Here is a 16,499-nt window from a genome sequence, read left to right as displayed (position 1 = left end):
GATTCCCTTATCTATCAAGCAGTTTCGGAATAGGTCATGAGCGATAACAACAAGAAGAAAATTGCGGTGCTGGGCGCCGGCCCCGCCGGTTTGATGGCCGCCTGGCGCCTGCGCCGCGCCGGTTATGCAGTCACCCTGTTCGAGCAGGAGCCGGTCGTCGGCGGCATGTGCGCCACCCAGACCTTCAAGGGGCGCGATGGGGAGTATCGCTTCGACTACGGCGGTCACCGCTTTATCACCAAGAACCCCGAGCTGCTCGCCTTTATCGACGAGCTGATGGGTGACGATCTGCTCCACGCCGAGCGCAAGAGCGTCATCCGTTTCGGCGGGCGTACCTATGACTACCCCCTCAATCTGACCAACCTGATCAAGACAGCCCCGCTGCCGCTGATGGCCGGTGCGGTGAAAGACTTGCTGCTGTTGCCTTTTGCCAAGAAGCCGGACGATTTCGCCAAGGCGAGCTTTGCCGAGTGGATCCAGAGCCACTTCGGTCGCACCCTCTACCGCCAGTTCTTCGAGGGCTACACGGCTAAGCTGTGGGGCATCAACCCGGACAAGCTCTCCGCCGACTGGGCCGGTCAGCGCATCAGCCTCATCGATCTCAAAGACGTGGCGCGCCGCCTGCTGCCAAGACGCAACGGCAACCTCTCGGTGCGCACCTATGCCCGCAAATACCGCTACCCCAAATATGGCTTCGGCCAGATCTTCGCGACCCTCGGCGAGCGGCTGATAGCAGAGGGGGTCCTGCTGAAAACCGGCGCCACCATCACTCGCCTTGAGCAGGCCGATGGCCGCATCGAACGGGTTTATTGGTCACAAGATAACGTTGAGCAGAGCGAACGCTTTGATCAGGTGATCTCCACCCTGCCGCTGCCGCTCACCTGCCAGCATCTGGGCTTGCCGTGCGATCTACACTACCGGTCGCTTCGCTTCGTCAATATGCCGCTGAAACAGGAGAACCTGTCGGACAACACCTGGCAGTACCTCTCCGACCCCCATATTCTGGCCACCCGCCTGCAGGAGCCGCGCCGCCGCAGCCCCTTTATGGCGCCCCAAGGTCAGACATCAGTGATGCTGGAGATCCCCTGCAATCCGGGGGATGCCACCTGGCAGGCACCGCTCTCTGATCTGCGCGGCCGGGTCACGGCCGATCTGGCAAGCCTCGGCGTGGACACCACCAAGCTTGGCGATGAGACCTTCGAAGCGCGCAGTGAGTACGCCTATCCGCTGATGGATCTCGGCTATCAGGCACGTCGCAACGACGCCATCAAGGCGCTGATGCCTATAGCCAACCTCATCATGACCGGCCGTCAGGGGACATTCCGCTACATCTTCACCGACACCGCCATGGAGATGGGAATGATGGCGGCCGACATGGTGATCGACGGGGTAGACAGACGCCATGCCATCTTCAACCATCGCAACGAAAATACCGTGATTGAAACCCAGAGCGTGGCATGAGAACGATGGCAGGTGCTTAACCGGCAAACAGACGCCGCAACACCTTTAACCACCGCAATGAAAATACCGTGATCGAAACCCAGAGCGTGGCGTGAGAACCATTGCCGGTGTCCAACGGAAGACAGACGCCGCAGCACCTTCAACCATCGCAACGAAAACACCGTGATTGAAACCCAGAGCGTGGCCTGAGTGCCGCGCCATTGGCATAACCTCTTGGCATAAGTAAGGAGAACAGGATGACCATACGCCCGGGTTTACTCGCCCTCACCCTGCTGCTGACCCTCAGCGGACTGACCCTCAGCGAACAAGCACAGGCTTACTCCTACGCCGCCGCCGGCAAGGAGCCGCTGATCGACGCGCGCGAAGCGCTGCTTGGCGCCGCCACTGACGGCAAGGATGCCAGCGCCACCTTGAGCGAGATTGCCGACGAGCTGACCTATCTGGAAGATCACCACAAGGTCGAGCTGCAAGCACCGCTGGCCGCCGCCATCAAGGGGAAAGATGCTGCCACCACCGCCGCCCTGCTCAATCGTGCCTACAAGGCGGAGATCGAGCGCCGCCTCGAAGGTGCCAGCCAGAATCTCGGCGATTACCAGACCGCCAAGGTGCTGGTGGTCAAGAGCAAGCGCTTCCTCGATTTGATCCTCCCCTCCCTCAGTGAAGGGGATCGCAAGGGGGCCGAACAGGCGCTGGCCAAGGTGCTGGACGCCATCGGCAACCCGGGGGTATTCGGGGTGGGCGCCAAGCCCGCCGATGGCGCCGCCTTTAGCGATGCAGAAAAAGCGCTGATGGCCGTGCTGGCGCCGCTTTGATGGCCTCTCATTAATGACGACGGCCCCCCTCATCCCCGGCCCTTCTCCCGCAAGGGGAGAAGGGGGGTTTCGCCACGGCCGATTACGCTTCGCTAATCGACCCTACTTGCTGATCCTGCTGCAAGGGGTCTGGATGGGCTGGCTCTTTGCCTTTCCAATAGCGCTCGATTCCGACGATGCCCTCAATTTCGCCCACGGGGTGACGCGCTTCAGCGTGCTGGAGTTTTCCCCCCACTTTCCGGGCTACCCCGCCTTTATCTGGGTGGCGCGGCTGATCAATCTGGCGGTGGACGACCCGGCCCGCGCTGTACAGTGGGCAAGCCTGCTCGGCACCAGCTTGCTGGCGCCGCTCGCCGCCTTGCTTGCCGTCAGAGTGTGGCAACGACCAGGTCTGCTGGCGCCAGTCTGGCTGCTGGTGCTGGCCCTGCCGCTGACCCCTACGCTGGCGCTGTCAGGCCTCTCGGATGGGCCGGCACTGGCTGCCTGGCTCGGGGCGCTGCTGGCCTTGCAGCATCGAAAGATAGCGCTGGCGGGTCTGCTGCTGGGTCTCCTGTTGGCCCTGCGCCCCTCCTATTTTGTGCTGGCCCTGCTGCCCCTTTGGCTGGGGATGGAGCAGAAGTTCACGCGCTTCAGGTTTGTGATCCCCATCGCGCTGGTGGGGCTAGCCTGCCTGCTCTTTGTCTGGCAGGCCGATGGCTGGGCCTATTTCAGCGAGGGGCGACGCTTTACCGACGGCCACTTTACCCTGTGGGGCAACACGGCGGCGGCCCACGGCGATCGGCTGCTAAGCTGGGCGCACACCTTCAACGATCAGCTCACCCCGCTCTGGCCCCTGGCTGTCGGAGGCTTGCTGGTGCTGCCGCTCTGGCAAAGAGCAAAAGGCCAAGCGACCGCCCTCTCGCCGCTTTGGACGCTCTACTGGCTCGTCCTGCTGCTCTGGACCCTGTTTGGCCAGAATCCCGACAATCCCCGCCATCTGGCGCCCATCACCCTGCTCGGTATCGTGCTGCTGGCTGGCTGGTTGCCAAGGCGCGGTGACATGCTCACAACCTTGGCTGCCCTCTTGCTGCTCTGCGTTACCCTGACCCCACCTGCGTTACCTGGCATGGTGCAAGCGGCCAGGGTGGCAGAGAAAGCGTGTCCTGCGCTGGTGACTCAGTGGGGGGTACGACTGCTGCGAGAGACCACTCCCCTGGCCGTCACCGATGGCTGGTATCGGGGGGATGCAAGGCTCGCACTGGCACAGGGGGCCTGTCGCCTCAGCCGACGACCCATCGCCACCGGCGACATGCCGACACCAAACCAGCTGCACTGGTTTTCACCTCGCTTTCATGCTGAGCCAGGTATCTGGCTCGGGATACCCGCCTACTTTTACCCTTAGTTGGCAGTGCAACGCACTTTGGCGACCATTTGACTAGCAGCTCTGGCGCCCCGGTCGGCTACACTCACTGCGCATCCGTGACAAGTGAGTCTATCCATGAAGAGATCAAGCGAGTGGTTTCTCATCCCCCTGGCACTGATACTGGCCAGCGGAGCCTTGCTATTGCCACTCTGGTTACAGGGGGGAAGCCAGGGGCATGACCTGTTTCATCATCTGCTTTCCGGCCACTATTTTGCACAGCAACTGTGGCAGGGGGAGATCTACCCACGCTGGTTGATGGCCATGAATGGCGGCTTTGGCAGCCCCACCTTCTTCTTTTATCCCCCCTTGCCCTACTATGTCAGCGCCCTGTTTGCCGGCCCCCAGGCACCCCTTCATCACGCCATTACGCCCCTGCTCTGGAGCGCCAGTCTGGCCTTGCTGCTATCCGGCCTCTTTGCCTATCTCTGGCTGCGCAGTTTTGCCTCTCCCTTGCGGGCCCTGGCCGCCACCCTGCTCTATCTTGCTTTGCCTTATCATCTGGGCATGGATCTCTATGCCCGCTTTGCCCTGGCCGAATTCTGGGCTTTCGTCTGGGCCCCCCTGATCTTGCTGGGACAAGATCTCGCCAACCAGCGCAGTCGCAAGGGACTCCCCTTGCTGACTCTGGCACTGGCATTGCTGGCGTTTTCTCACCTCCCCAGCCTGCTGCTGATGATGGGGCTGATCACACTGCGCGCCCTGCTGCAAGCCTGGCGATCCCGCATCCTGTTTCCGATCCAGCTAGTGGCAACGGCCCAAGTGCTGGGGCTGGTCATGGCTGCGACCCTGCTGCTGCCCGCCCTGCTGGAGCAAGGCGCCATCTCCATGGAGTTGATGCGGGGCGGCATGTTCGACTTCAGACGCAACTTTCTCGACCGTTTGCCCTCTGGCTGGGGGGACTGGCGCTTTCGCGGCCACCTTGCCTGGCAAAGCATGCTGACCATGGGGCTGCTGCTGGTCGCCTGGGCGGCGACCCGGGAGCCACGTCATCCCGAATTATTGATGTGGGGGATCATAGGGACAGTCTCCTTTCTCATGATGCTGCCCTTGAGCGAGCCCATCTGGCATCTGCTGCCACCGTTGCAACGGGTGCAATTTCCCTGGCGGTGCAATCTGATCCTGGCCCTGGCAACGGTGGCCGTAGTGGCACTGGGTACCCCTGTCGACCGTCCCTGGCAGTGGATCTGGTGGGGCCTGCTGCTGGTCACGCTCGTCTCCAGCCTTGCCTATGTGGCTTACTCCCCTCTCACCCAGGCACCGCGCAAGGACATGATTGAGAGCGAATTCGACAGCAAGCGCAGTGCCCAGGAATATCGCCCCAATCAGGTACCCAGAGGGCAGTTCACTCCGACCTTGCTCGCCTGGAAAGGGGAGTTTCAACCCCCCGTCACCACAGAGCAGCCGGGTGCTGCGTGGAAGATCATTCGCTGGCAACCCAGATGGCTGGAGCTGGACGTGAAGGCGCAGCAGCCCACCAAGCTCATACTGCACCAATATGATTTCCCCGGCTGGCAGGCCAGACTGGATGATTCGCTGACACTCGCTGTCAGTGCAAACCGGCAGGGACTGCTGCAGGTTTGGATACCGGCGGGTCAGCACATCCTCACTCTCGAGCTGGCGGCACGCTGGCCAGAGCAGTGGGGGATTGGGCTCTCCCTGTTCAGCTGGCTCTGCTGGCTGGTGCTCGCCTGCCTGGGGGCCAACACCCCCAAAAGAGTGTGACCCGGACACGGGTGATAGCGTGACGGGGGCAGACTTGGGCATAGTCCTGCCCAAGTCTGCCAAAACTGATAGACTCACCCCTGTTACCTTATTTCACGCGAACTTGCTCACGATCGGACATCCTATGCCCCAACCCTTACCCCTCTCTCCCCGCTTTCTGTTTATCCTGCTTGGCGCCCTGGCGGGCCTGACCCCGCTGGCGGTTGACATGTACCTGCCCGCCATTCCGGCCATCGCCCGGGATCTGGCCACCAGCATAGACGGGGCCCAGCTCACCATCAGTGCCTTCCTCGGTGGCTTTGCCATCGGCCAGCTGTTTTACGGCCCGCTGGCAGACAGCTATGGCCGCAAACCGGTCATCCTGGCGGGGCTTACCATGTTTGCCATCGCGTCTGTAGGCTGCGCCATGGCCGACTCCCTGCCCGAGCTGCTGGCTTATCGGATGCTGCAAGCGGCAGGCGGGGCGGCGGGCTCGGTGGTGGTCAATGCACTGCTGCGAGATCTGTTTGAAAAAGATGCATTTTCCCGCGCCATGTCATTTGTCATCCTGGTGATGACACTGGCACCACTGGTTGCCCCCGTGATCGGCGGCTACATCAGCGCCCACAGTGACTGGCGCGTGATCTTCTGGCTGCTGGTGGGGATCAGCCTGCTGGTCTGCGTGGTGATGCAGTGGAAAATTCAGGAGACCTTGAAGCCTGAGCACAGACAACCGCTCAAGCTGGGCCAGATCCTGAAGAACTACTGGAGTGTGCTCTCCCATCGCGGGGCCATGGGTTATGTGCTGTGCGGATCCCTGTCGAGCTCCGGCATGTTTGCCTTTATCAGCGCATCCCCTTACGTCTACATCGAATATTTCAAGGTGCCGACCGAGCACTACGGCTGGTTGTTCGGCCTCAATATCCTGCTGATGATGCTGGTCACCTTCGTCAACAGCCGGTTGGTGAAAGGGGTGGGCGCCGAGCGCATGCTGCAATACGGGCTGCTGATGCTGCCTTGTGCCGGCGCCCTGCTCATCTACAACGCCTGGAGCCAGACCGGCGGCCTGTGGGGCATCGTCATCCCTGTGGTGCTGTTCGTCGGTCACATCAGTCTGGTGGGGGCCAACGCCATGACGGGCCTGATGGGGCACTTCCCCCAATCGGCGGGCACGGCCTCCGCGCTGGCCGGCACCCTGCGTTTTGGCATCGGCGCCGTGGTCGGCATCCTGGTCAACCTCGACCCACCGCAATCCCCGCTGCCCATGGCCATCGCCATCGCCGGCTGCGGCTTTGGTTCGGCCATCAGTTACTGGCTGCTGACCGGCAAGCGATCTGCTGTGGCCTGATTATCTACGCCTCACTCTGATCCTGAAAAAGCCCTGTCTGCATGACAGGGCTTTTTCGTATCAAGAGTCGGCTGGGGACAATCGACTCTTGCCTCGGATCGGGCCAGCCGCCCCGTGTGTATCAGAACATGGCACTGTTGAGCCAGAGATGCGCACCTATGCTCACCAGATAGCCAAGCAGGATGGCCGGTAACCACTTGAGATGGCTAAAGAAGGTATACATGCCGTGCGCCTGCCCCATCAAGGCGACCCCGGCCGCAGAGCCGATGGAAAGCAGACTGCCCCCCACACCGGCGGTCAGGGTCACCAGCAGCCACTGACCCAGCGCCATGTCCGGGTTCATCGACAACACGGCAAACATCACAGGAATATTGTCGATAACGGAGGAGAGCAAACCGATAAAGATGTTCGCCATCGTCGGGTTGCCACCGTCATACAGCAAGTGCGACACCAGCTCCAGATAGCCCATGAACCCCAGGCCCCCCACGCACATCACGACGCCATAGAAGAACAGCAGTGTGTCCCACTCCGCCTTGGCCACCTTGTTGAAGACATCAAATGGCACTATGGAGCCGAGACGACGCAGCCGTTCGTGATCCCCGGTGCGCTCATAGAGTGCCCGCTTGCGCGCTAGGGAGTGCGGCAGTGACTTGCGCAGATAGAAGCCGAAAAATTGCAGGTATCCCAGACCCAGCATCATGCCGAGCACAGGGGGCAGATGCAGAAAACTGTGGCAGAGCACAGCCGTGGTGATGGTGAGCAGGAACAGCAGCACTATGCGCCTGGCACCCCGCTTCAAATCGACATCTTCACTGGCGGCATCGGGCACATGACGAGGCACCATCAGACTCATCAGCAGGGCTGGCACCAGAAAATTGAGCAGGGACGGAATGAACAAGGCGAAGAACTGGCCAAATTGCACCTTGCCAGCCTGCCACACCATCAGGGTGGTGATGTCGCCAAAGGGACTGAAGGCGCCACCGGCATTGGCCGCGATCACGATATTGATGCAGGCAAGATTGATGAAGCGTCGATCCCCGTTGGCGACTTTCAGCACAACGGCGCACATCAAGAGTGCAGTGGTGAGGTTGTCGGCCACCGGCGAGATGCAAAATGCCAGCCCCCCCGTCAGCCAGAACAGGGTTCGCAACTGAAAGCCGGACCGGATAAGCCAGGCCCTGAGCGCATCGAACAGATTTCTGTCTTCCATGGCGTTGATGTAGGTCATCGCCACCAGCAGAAACAGCATCAGCTCGGCATATTCGAGCAGGGTGTGGCGAAATGCCTGCTCTGCGGCCGGGCTCATGCCATTTTGCGCGTAGGCAATCCCAATCAGGATCCAGATCACGCCGGCAGCCACCAGCACGGGTTTTGACTTGCGCAGTTGCAGATACTCTTCGGCCATCACCAGCGCATAGGCCAATACGAACAGGCCCACGCAAAACAGGCCGATAGTGGACAGGGTTAACGGAATGGGGCCGCTACTGGCCTGGGCAGGAGAGATGAACAGGGACAGCAATACGGCAAAGCGGGTGAGCACAGACATGGGCCTCTTCCTTTTGGAACCATCTGGCTGTGATGCTAGCACCTGGATGAAAACAAAAGTTCATCCAGGTCAATGAATTATCAATTAATGTGCGGCCGGACCCAACCCCTTACTTCTTGCCAAAGCCCGACAGTTTGAGGGTGTAGCCAGCGCTGTTTTGCCAGGCATCCAGGCCACTGCGGTTGTTGCCCGCCACCAGACTGGCGGCCAGGCTCGGGCTGTTGAACAGCTGATCGGCGGTGAACACAAAGCCCCCTTCGCTGCGCGGGATAAGGATCCCCTTGCCCAGCAGCTCCTGGCGCAGTTCGATCACGGCTTCGCGCAGGGAGGCCGCATCCTCGCCATTGGCGGTGGATCCCGCCAGCACCATGAAGCCGGGATTTTGCCGCTTGCCCACAGGATAACCGTGAGCTTCGGCCCCCTTGCCGTTGAAGTGGTACAGCTCGCGCTCCCCGGGCTTGTTGTCGGAGAGCGCCTTTTGAAGGGTCATCAGCTCGTTATAAATCTCGATGGGGACGACGGCAGCCTGCTTGTTGCCCTTGCTATCGATGATAAAACTGACTTGCTTGTGTAACATCCTTGCTCATCCTGTGACCCATGGAAGCTCCTATTCTAACCACCTCTGGCAAGCGGGATCCAGCGAGGATCCTCACCTCTTTTGCTGGGGTGATCACTAACTGGCGCTCTTGATCAGTTGCAAGGCGTGTTGATCATTCCCGGCCGTGGTAGCGTAGATGGCATGATGAAAGCCATTGACCATCAAGCGGTTATCCCATGCTGACCCTGCGCAACCTCTGCAAGAGCTTTGATAACGGCAGCGAACGCCTGCCGCTGTTCCACAGTCTGGACCTCACTCTGACCGCTGGCGAGACAAGCTTGCTGCTGGGGCAGAGCGGCTGTGGCAAGTCGACCCTGCTCAACCTGATAGCAGGCCTGCTCCCCCCGGATGAGGGGGAGATATGGCTGGGGGAAACCCGGCTCGACACCCAATCCCCGGATGAACGGGCCCGCCTGCGCGGCCGGCATTTTGGCATCGTCTATCAGGATTTCAACTTGCTGCCGACCCTGACAGTGGAGGAGAACCTCTGCCTGCCCCTTTCGATCAACGGCCTGCCACGCCATGAGACAGAGATTGACGATTTGCTGAAAAGGCTCGATCTCGTCCACAAGCGCCACGCCTGGCCGGAGCAACTTTCCGGCGGCCAGCGCCAGCGGGTGGCGCTGGCCCGCGCCCTCATTCACAAGCCCCGCTGGCTCTTGGCCGACGAACCCACGGGGAGCCTCGATGAGCACAACGCCGAGCAGGTGATGGCACTGATGATGGAAGCGGTGCGTGAAACCGGCGCGGGTCTCTTGCTGGTGAGCCACAACCCCGCCTATGGCGCCCTGGCAGACAGAGTGCTTCGCCTCGAAGGGGGCCAGCTGATTGAGCTCAAGGAGGCGCACCATGAGTGAGGCCAGCTGTGATCGCGAGGCCGCCTTATGCTGCCGCTGAAGGCGCTGCTGCGCCTCTATCGCTGGCATCCCTGGCTGCTGCTGATGAGTCTGACCGGGCTCATGCTGGGGGTCTCGCTGGTGGTGGCCATTGACCTGCTCAACCACAGCGCCAGCACCAACTTCGTCGCCGCCCGCACCCAGCTGGCGGGAGATGCCAACTATCGACTGGCCCCGAGCGGTGGCCTGGATGAGCAGCTTTACGTCAAACTGGTGCGCAGCCAACCAAGCCTCAATGCCATGCCGCAGCTGCACGCCTGGCTCAAAGATGAGCAGGGTCGCAGCGTCCAGTTGCTGGGGATGGATCTCTTCAACCCCGGCCCCCTGAGCCAGCTGTTTGCCAGCGTGAGTAAAGAAGAAGCCCCCTCTTTTTCCCTGAACCAGGCAGACAGCGTCTGGCTGGCGACGCCGGAGGCCAAACGGCTAGGCTGGCTGCCGGGCCAGTCCCGCACCTTTGTGCTGGGCGGCGGTGGCGAGGGTGATCGCCTGCTGATCCTCACTCTGGCGGGCACCTTCGAGCCAGGCGCCGTGCCCATGGAGCGGCTGCTGGTGACCGACATAGGTCTGGCCCAACACATGCTGGGCAAGGCGGGAAGGCTGGATCGCATCGTCTTCAAGCTAAGTGACGCCGAGGCCCGCGCCCTGCAAGCGACTCTGCAAGCCTATCTCCCCAATCAGCCGCTCTGGCTCGAGCCCATCAGCCCGGCGCTCGATGCCAGCCAGCTCGGCGATGCGCTGGCGCTCAACCTCACCGCCCTCTCTCTGCTCGCCATGGCGGTGGGACTGTTTCTGGTGTTCAATGCCCAGCGCTTTGTACAGAGCGTGCGTCGCCCCCAGCTGGCCCAGCTGATCATTCTGGGGCTGCCGCCTCGCCGGGTACTGCACTGGCTGGTACTGGAGCTGCTCCTTCTTGCCACTCTCGGCACCCTGCTCGGACTGCTGCTCGGCAGCCTCCTGGCCCTCACCCTGATGGGACAACTGACCCAGGCGCTGGCCGACCTTTATGGCCCCAATCCCATCGACCTGCTGCGCCTCTCCCCCATCAGCCTGTTCAAGGCGTTGCTGATTGGCCTTGGCGGAACGCTTGCCGCCAACCTGCCCGGCTGGTGGCAACTGCTGCGCCAGTCTCCCCTTGCGCTTCGTGAGGGCAACAGCCGCCCAGCCACCCATCCGTGGCGTCGGCGCTGGCTCGCCATCGTCATACTGCTGCTGTGCGCCCTTTGCCTCGCCCTGCCCCGGACAGGGCTGCCGGGTGCCCTGTTTATCGCCGGTGGCTGGCTGCTGGCCATGGCGCTCTGGCTGCCGGATGCTCTGCGCTGGGTGCTGGGTCAGTTGCGCCAGCGCATGGGTCGCCAGCACGGGCGCAGCAACCTGACCGCTCAACTGGCGGTGGCCGAGACCCAATATCATCTGGATCGCACCGCCATCGCAGTCATGGCGCTGCAACTGGCCATCGCCGCAGCCATCGGCATAGGCGTCATGGTGTCGAGCTTTCGCTCGAGCGTGGAGATCTGGCTGGACCAGCGTCTGGCCGCCGATCTCTATGTCACCGCCCCCAAGGGCGCGGCGGGCAGCAGGGGCATACTGAACCAGGCCACCCTGGATGCCATTCTCGCCAACCCCGCCGTGGCTCAAGCCTCGCGGCGTTCTGTGCAGCCCGCCCGCTGGCAGGGGCAGCCCATTGAGTGGGCACAGATGGATTTTATCCCGCCCCTCAAGGCGGCCTATCCCCTGCTGGCCGGTCGCTGGCCCGTTACCCCAGACGAGGTGCTGGCAAGCGAACCCCTGACGGTGCGGCTCGGGGTCAGAGTGGGCCAGACGCTCAGCATCACCAGCGAACAGGGCCCAAGGGAGCTCACCGTTACCGGCGTCTATCAGGATTACGGCAGCGACAAGGGGCAAGTTCTGCACGCCTTTGAAGATGGCCCAGTGCAATCCCTCGCCCTCTTTAGCAAAACGCCGGAGCAACTGGCCGACAGCCTGCGCACCCGTTTTGGCGAAAGGGTCAACCTGCTGGCGGCCCCTGCCATTCACGCCGCCGCCCTCAAGGTGTTCGACCAGACCTTTGTGGTGACCGAGTTGCTTAAACTGCTGATCCTGGGCATCGCCTTCGTCGGCATCGGCTCGGCCTTCATGGTGCTGGGGCTGGCAAGGCGCAGCGAGTTGCAGACCTTGCAGAGTCTCGGATTGAGCCCGCGTCATTGTCGCCGCCTGCTGGTGTGGCAAGGTGCGGGCCTGGGGCTGCTTACCGCGCTGCTGGCGCTGCCGGTAGGCTATGGGCTGGCCTGGGTGCTGATCGAGGTGGTCAACCCCCGCGCCTTTGGCTGGCGTCTCGCCTTCGAGGCCGCCCCCTTGCATGCCGTCACGGCCCTGTTGCTGGCCCCTGTGTGCGCGGCGCTCGCATCCTGGTTTGCCGCAAGGAAAGTGGTATGAAAAAACGCAATGCCTGGCTACTGCTGCTCACCTGCACCCTGTATGGCGGGGCGGCCTGGGCCAACGATCTGGGCACCATCCTCGGTGGCCGCAGCGATCAGTTCAAAAAGGCTCTGCCGGGCCAATCCATCACGCTGCCCGCCGATCACGCTGCCCACCCCGACTACCGCTCCGAGTGGTGGTATCTCACCGGCAACCTCAAGGATGAGCAGGGGCGCGAATATGGCATGCAGTGGACCCTGTTTCGCCAGGGTATTGAACAGCAGATTAAAACGAACAACCCCTGGCTCACTCCCCAGCTCTGGCTCGCCCAGTTCGCCATCACTGACCTCGGCAAAGGCAGCCACCAACAGGATGAGCGCACCAGCCGCCAGGGCCCCGGGCTCGCGGGTGCCAGCGGCGGCGAGTATTGGCTCAGGGAATGGGTGCTTGCCTCACAGGGGAAGCCACTCTTTCCCGCCACCCTCAAGGTGCAGAGCAAGATTGGCGAGCTGAACCTCCAGGTCGATGCCGCCAAGCCTGTGGTGTTGCAGGGCAAGCAGGGTTACAGCGAGAAGAGCCCGGGCAACGCCTCGTTTTACTACTCCTACCCACGCCTCACCCTCGAAGGCACCCTAAACATCGACGGGGAGGCCCGCAAGGTAAGCGGCCAAGGCTGGTTTGATCACGAGTGGAGCAGCTCGGTATTGGCCGACTGGCAGTCAGGCTGGGACTGGTTTTCACTCCAGCTCGCCGATGGCCGCGAGCTGATGCTGTTTCGCCTGCGCACCAAGGCGGGCCGCGCCAATCCCGAAAACCAGCCCGAGAACCGCTACGGCATTTTGATTGAGCAGGATGGCAGCAGCACAGTGCTCTCCCCTGACGATATCACGCTGACGCCGGGCAAGACCTGGCGTGGCCCCAAGGGTCAGCCCTACCCCGTCGAGTGGCAGCTAAGCGCTGGGGATCTCAACCTCACCATTCGTGCCCGCCAGCCCAATCAGGCCATGACAGGCCGCTTTGACTACTGGGAGGGGGCAGTGACTGTGGAGGGGGATGCAAAGGGGTTGGGGTATCTGGAGATGACGGGGTATTGAACGCAATGGCTGCGAATGCTCACACCCAATCCACCCATACGGTTGCACATTAACAACCCTTGCCCTCCCCGACGCAGGCTTTCATGCCAGCAAAAAGACCCCGGCATGACCGGGGTAAACACGGGGTGGAACATAAAACACTTCGGTCAGTCATTGCCTCGGCTGCACTATGCGTCAGCCAAGGCGGCTTCAACAGTGACTCAGGGCTGTTTGTCCGCCATCAGCACCAGACCGTTTTGCTCGGGGAAACCAACCACCAATGCAGTCTGCTTGGTATTGGGGATGGTGAACGCGGCGGCATAGGCCAGAGCCCCGTCCCTGGCGTTGGCCAGGCTCAGCATCCACTTGTTCTCAATCGGCGTGAAATCGCTCGAGGCCTTGAAGCGGCACTTGTCAAAGCCGCTCACGGTCAGCTTGCTCAGGCCATTGTGCTGATCGGCCTTGCCCTTGCCGGTCAGAGTGCAACCGGCGCTGGGGAATTCCATCTCCACCGTCAGGGAGCCGCTGTTGTTGGTGCTCTTGATCTGGCCCACCATGGCGTCGGCGAAGCCCTCATCGTCTGCAACTGACCAGCTGTCGCTGCTGATCGCCCGGGTGGCCAGCTTGCTGACGGCGACGTGGCCGCTCCAGGATGGGTAGAGGGTCGTGCTCTGATCCGGCTCCCGGAACCGGGTGCCGGTACGGGTAAAGTCAAAGGTCCAGCGCTTGACCTCTTTGCCATTCACGTCAACCACGGGCTGATCACGGAAGGTGATGAGGTTGTGGTCATTGCTCTGGCTATCGACCTTGTTGCCACGCTCGGAGGTACGCTCCAGCAAGACGGGGTATATCCCATCCTTGTTCTCTTTCTGAGCCGCCTTGCCGCTCCACTGGCTGTTGGTCGCCACCTTGCCCGCATTCTTGTCGACCCAGACTCCCCAACGTTGCTCGCGATCCGCCTTGGGATAGATGAGTGCCATCCCTTCCAGCCCCTTGATCATTTTGAACGACGCCTTGTCATTATCGCGGCTCAACAGGCTGGCCTCGTAAAGGCCCGCATCAGGCAGTGGCAGTGGTGCGCGTTTGGCAATACTGTTGGCGGCTTTCTCGCTGTCGCAGGCGGACAGGGCGGCGGTGCAGGCGATGGCCAGCATGGCTTTGTGGTGCATTCTCATTGACGCTTGTTCCTTGCAATTGCTTTGTTATGTGAGGTGCATTCAATCGCCGCTGAATTTACTGGAGGGAGGGTTCGCCAGTCGAATGGAGATCTGTAACCAGCTGTTACAAGGCATTGATGGGCAAGGAACAAAACCAGGACTTGTCGCCCAAGCGGCTCGAAAGGAAGGCATACCCAACTGCCCTCCCCCCACTTGTCTCGAGACTCAAGCGTCAAAATCTGACCGCCATCAAGATTTCATTCAAAACCGACGGGGTGGCTGTGTTTTTACTCAACAGGAGAGGTCAGCGTTTGATAGGCTACTCATCCGGCCCTTAGAGCCCCAAAGGCAGCCAAGATGTAGCGATGGTTTACATCTCTTCAATACGCTTAGAAACAACTCGTTGGGAGCTGAAAATTGTGCGGCAGCAATCCAATTTGATGGCAAAGTTATTATTAAAGATAGTGACATTATGTTAAGGAATAAGTTAGAGGCTGGATATGAATACTAAGGAGAAGATAAAGCTTTACATTCTTTCACTTATGTTCCTATTTGTTATGGTGATTTTTTTATCCATTAATATAGAACCTCCATCTTCAGATAGTGAACTTAAATATAATATTGTTATATATTATATATTGTCTAATTGGCTTCCTATATTGATGCTTTTCTCCATTATATATTGTGAATTTATAAGACGTGAATTTGACTTTGAACTTAATGGCAGTGCTAGTGACAGTTTATTGGTCATTGATTGCAAAAGTGAAAATTATGAGCATTTAAGCTTCTTAGCCACATATATTGTTCCATTTGCGGGGCTCAACTTTGATTCCCCACTTAAGCTACTTGCTTATTTATTCTTATTAGTTGTGATAGGTATAATCTTTGTTAGGACTGATAAGTATTATACAAACCCCACACTATCTATCTATGGATACAAGTTATACAGGGCCACCTTGGCCGATCATGTAAGCCATTACCATTCTGTAATCGTAATAACAAAACATGATTTAAAAAAAGGGCAGAACATTGCCTATAAATTTATCTCTGAAGATGTATGCTTCGCTAGGAAAATAAATAATGACTAGAGACGATATTACAGTTGACATGAAGAAAATTCTGGACACATGTACAGGGATTAAAGTTTTCTTTATTGATGATGATAATAACGAACTATATGATTCAGATATTGAAAGTGAGGGGTTGGATGAATTTATGATTGGCTTTGTCAATGATCTGAAAAACAGATTCACTGACAACGAGAAACTTTCAATCCCAAACTTATCTAATGCCGATGATCGAAAGAATGCACTTTATTATTTTGATTTCGATGAGCGAATTCATGAGTTCAATTATTTAGACAAAGTTAACGACATGCAAGCCAATAAAATTATTGGCAAATACCAAGTTAAAAGCAAAGGTCTGTCAAGTATTAAAGCTGTCGTCATAAGACTGAAAGGAAATGATGGGGAAGTAATCTCATTTTATCAGTACATACATAGAACAGCGCTATGGACTTCGGGGAAAGGTGTATTCTTTACCACCCATAAAACCCGAGTTGTAAAAATGACAGATGATGTTTTGAGACTAAACAACAATTTTATCTTTGCTAAAATAGGACAAAACTATTTAATAAACAACATTAATGCATTTGAGAAAGAGTTAGGGTTTGACAAAATAATACATGCTAAGGCAGAGCAATACTGTTCAAGTATTGAATCACGTGGCCTTGTCAATAATCTAGAAAAGTTTAATAAACGGCTAAAAAATGAGACTCACTTTGCAAGGAAATTTGTCAAGGTTTTCAAAAACTCAGCTGTTATCGAGCAAGAATTATCTAACGAAGAAATCATCTCATTCGCTATGAGTAAATCTTTCTATGAAAATAAGCTCAAGCTAACAGAAGATGGGAATCAGTTTGACTTAAATAGCATTCAGCGCTGCTCTTATTTTCTACAGTTATTAGATGATGAGTTTTTGAAATCAGAATTAACAGGCATGAATTATATTGCCAGAGCAAAAGATAGAGCGGGCTCTTAGTTCTGGTGAATTCAGCTTTGATGTGCAACGCCCATTTAAAAAAAGCTGCC

At 58.7% G+C, this 16,499-nt stretch carries 13 protein-coding genes; 10 read left to right on the top strand and 3 right to left on the bottom strand.

The window, feature by feature from the left end; all coding sequences use genetic code 11:
* Positions 1 to 36: 36 nt before the first annotated feature.
* The 5 genes from AC1P02_RS14460 (at position 37) to AC1P02_RS14440 (ending at position 6,724) form a co-directional block, all read left to right on the top strand.
* A complete protein-coding gene (locus AC1P02_RS14460; protein WP_485182521.1) occupies positions 37 to 1,461 on the top strand; it encodes an NAD(P)/FAD-dependent oxidoreductase in 1,425 nt (474 codons plus the stop codon).
* Positions 1,462 to 1,697: 236 nt separating this feature from the next.
* A complete protein-coding gene (locus AC1P02_RS14455; protein ID WP_485182520.1) occupies positions 1,698 to 2,273 on the top strand; it encodes a hypothetical protein in 576 nt (191 codons plus the stop codon).
* Positions 2,274 to 2,379: 106 nt separating this feature from the next.
* Positions 2,380 to 3,654: a hypothetical protein gene (locus AC1P02_RS14450; protein ID WP_485185459.1), complete on the top strand. Its 1,275-nt coding sequence runs from the start codon at positions 2,380 to 2,382 to the stop codon at positions 3,652 to 3,654.
* A 96-nt stretch (positions 3,655 to 3,750) separates the two neighbouring features.
* The gene (locus tag AC1P02_RS14445) at positions 3,751 to 5,397 is read left to right on the top strand and encodes a 6-pyruvoyl-tetrahydropterin synthase-related protein (RefSeq protein WP_485182519.1); all 1,647 of its coding nucleotides are present in this window, start codon (positions 3,751 to 3,753) and stop codon (positions 5,395 to 5,397) included.
* 124 nt (positions 5,398 to 5,521) lie between these two features.
* Positions 5,522 to 6,724, top strand: coding sequence for a Bcr/CflA family multidrug efflux MFS transporter (locus AC1P02_RS14440; protein WP_017412350.1), 1,203 nt, complete (start codon positions 5,522 to 5,524; stop codon positions 6,722 to 6,724).
* A 121-nt stretch (positions 6,725 to 6,845) separates the two neighbouring features.
* Here AC1P02_RS14440 and nhaD read toward each other — a convergent pair whose 3' ends face one another.
* Together nhaD and AC1P02_RS14430 are read right to left on the bottom strand one after the other, a co-directional pair.
* Positions 6,846 to 8,270, bottom strand: coding sequence for a sodium:proton antiporter NhaD (nhaD, locus tag AC1P02_RS14435; protein ID WP_005310493.1), 1,425 nt, complete (start codon positions 8,268 to 8,270; stop codon positions 6,846 to 6,848).
* A gap of 109 nt (positions 8,271 to 8,379) precedes the next feature.
* Positions 8,380 to 8,847, bottom strand: a complete 468-nt coding sequence (locus AC1P02_RS14430) for a DUF4357 domain-containing protein (RefSeq protein WP_265431855.1) — start codon at positions 8,845 to 8,847, stop codon at positions 8,380 to 8,382.
* 197 nt (positions 8,848 to 9,044) lie between these two features.
* On the opposite strand from AC1P02_RS14430, the gene AC1P02_RS14425 reads away from it, so the two are divergent.
* From AC1P02_RS14425 to AC1P02_RS14415, 3 genes are read left to right on the top strand one after another with little or no spacing between them, the layout of a single operon-like run.
* Positions 9,045 to 9,725 (top strand): ABC transporter ATP-binding protein, encoded by a 681-nt coding sequence (locus AC1P02_RS14425; protein WP_485182518.1) that lies wholly within the window; start codon positions 9,045 to 9,047, stop codon positions 9,723 to 9,725.
* 27 nt (positions 9,726 to 9,752) lie between these two features.
* Entirely contained in the window at positions 9,753 to 12,197 is a 2,445-nt protein-coding gene (locus tag AC1P02_RS14420; RefSeq protein ID WP_485182517.1) for an ABC transporter permease, read from the top strand.
* Complete coding sequence (locus AC1P02_RS14415) at positions 12,194 to 13,273, top strand: lipocalin-like domain-containing protein (RefSeq protein ID WP_485182516.1); 1,080 nt, start codon at positions 12,194 to 12,196, stop codon at positions 13,271 to 13,273. The genes AC1P02_RS14420 and AC1P02_RS14415 overlap by 4 nt, the downstream gene beginning before the upstream one ends.
* Positions 13,274 to 13,473: 200 nt before the next feature.
* On the opposite strand, the gene AC1P02_RS14410 is transcribed toward AC1P02_RS14415, so the two are convergent.
* On the bottom strand, positions 13,474 to 14,421 hold the full coding sequence (locus AC1P02_RS14410) for a hypothetical protein (protein WP_485185458.1): 948 nt from the start codon (positions 14,419 to 14,421) through the stop codon (positions 13,474 to 13,476).
* A gap of 488 nt (positions 14,422 to 14,909) precedes the next feature.
* On the opposite strand from AC1P02_RS14410, the gene kwaA reads away from it, so the two are divergent.
* Both kwaA and kwaB read left to right on the top strand, forming a co-directional pair.
* Positions 14,910 to 15,497 carry an anti-phage protein KwaA gene (kwaA, locus tag AC1P02_RS14405; protein ID WP_429235202.1) on the top strand — a complete coding sequence of 196 codons (588 nt, stop codon included), beginning with the start codon at positions 14,910 to 14,912 and terminating at the stop codon, positions 15,495 to 15,497.
* Positions 15,490 to 16,449, top strand: a complete 960-nt coding sequence (gene kwaB / locus AC1P02_RS14400; protein ID WP_485182515.1) for an anti-phage protein KwaB — start codon at positions 15,490 to 15,492, stop codon at positions 16,447 to 16,449. The genes kwaA and kwaB overlap by 8 nt, the downstream gene beginning before the upstream one ends.
* Positions 16,450 to 16,499 lie beyond the last annotated feature (50 nt).

The sequence above is a fragment of the Aeromonas sp. TS_SC_11 genome, from assembly GCF_057318915.1.
The sequence above is the reverse complement of the archived record's forward strand: the minus strand, read 5'-3'. Positions and strand labels throughout refer to the sequence as shown.

Bases quoted from the DNA above. Each gene is read 5' to 3' on its own strand.
- AC1P02_RS14425 (WP_485182518.1), top strand. From the start codon at position 9,045: ATGCTGACCCTGCGCAACCTCTGCAAGAGCTTTGATAACGGCAGCGAA.
- AC1P02_RS14420 (WP_485182517.1), top strand. From the start codon at position 9,753: ATGCTGCCGCTGAAGGCGCTGCTGCGCCTCTATCGCTGGCATCCCTGG.
- AC1P02_RS14430 (WP_265431855.1), bottom strand. From the start codon at position 8,847: ATGTTACACAAGCAAGTCAGTTTTATCATCGATAGCAAGGGCAACAAG.
- kwaB (WP_485182515.1), top strand. From the start codon at position 15,490: ATGACTAGAGACGATATTACAGTTGACATGAAGAAAATTCTGGACACA.
- AC1P02_RS14455 (WP_485182520.1), top strand. From the start codon at position 1,698: ATGACCATACGCCCGGGTTTACTCGCCCTCACCCTGCTGCTGACCCTC.
- kwaA (WP_429235202.1), top strand. From the start codon at position 14,910: ATGAATACTAAGGAGAAGATAAAGCTTTACATTCTTTCACTTATGTTC.
- AC1P02_RS14415 (WP_485182516.1), top strand. From the start codon at position 12,194: ATGAAAAAACGCAATGCCTGGCTACTGCTGCTCACCTGCACCCTGTAT.
- AC1P02_RS14460 (WP_485182521.1), top strand. From the start codon at position 37: ATGAGCGATAACAACAAGAAGAAAATTGCGGTGCTGGGCGCCGGCCCC.
- AC1P02_RS14410 (WP_485185458.1), bottom strand. From the start codon at position 14,421: ATGCACCACAAAGCCATGCTGGCCATCGCCTGCACCGCCGCCCTGTCC.
- AC1P02_RS14440 (WP_017412350.1), top strand. From the start codon at position 5,522: ATGCCCCAACCCTTACCCCTCTCTCCCCGCTTTCTGTTTATCCTGCTT.
- nhaD (WP_005310493.1), bottom strand. From the start codon at position 8,270: ATGTCTGTGCTCACCCGCTTTGCCGTATTGCTGTCCCTGTTCATCTCT.
- AC1P02_RS14445 (WP_485182519.1), top strand. From the start codon at position 3,751: ATGAAGAGATCAAGCGAGTGGTTTCTCATCCCCCTGGCACTGATACTG.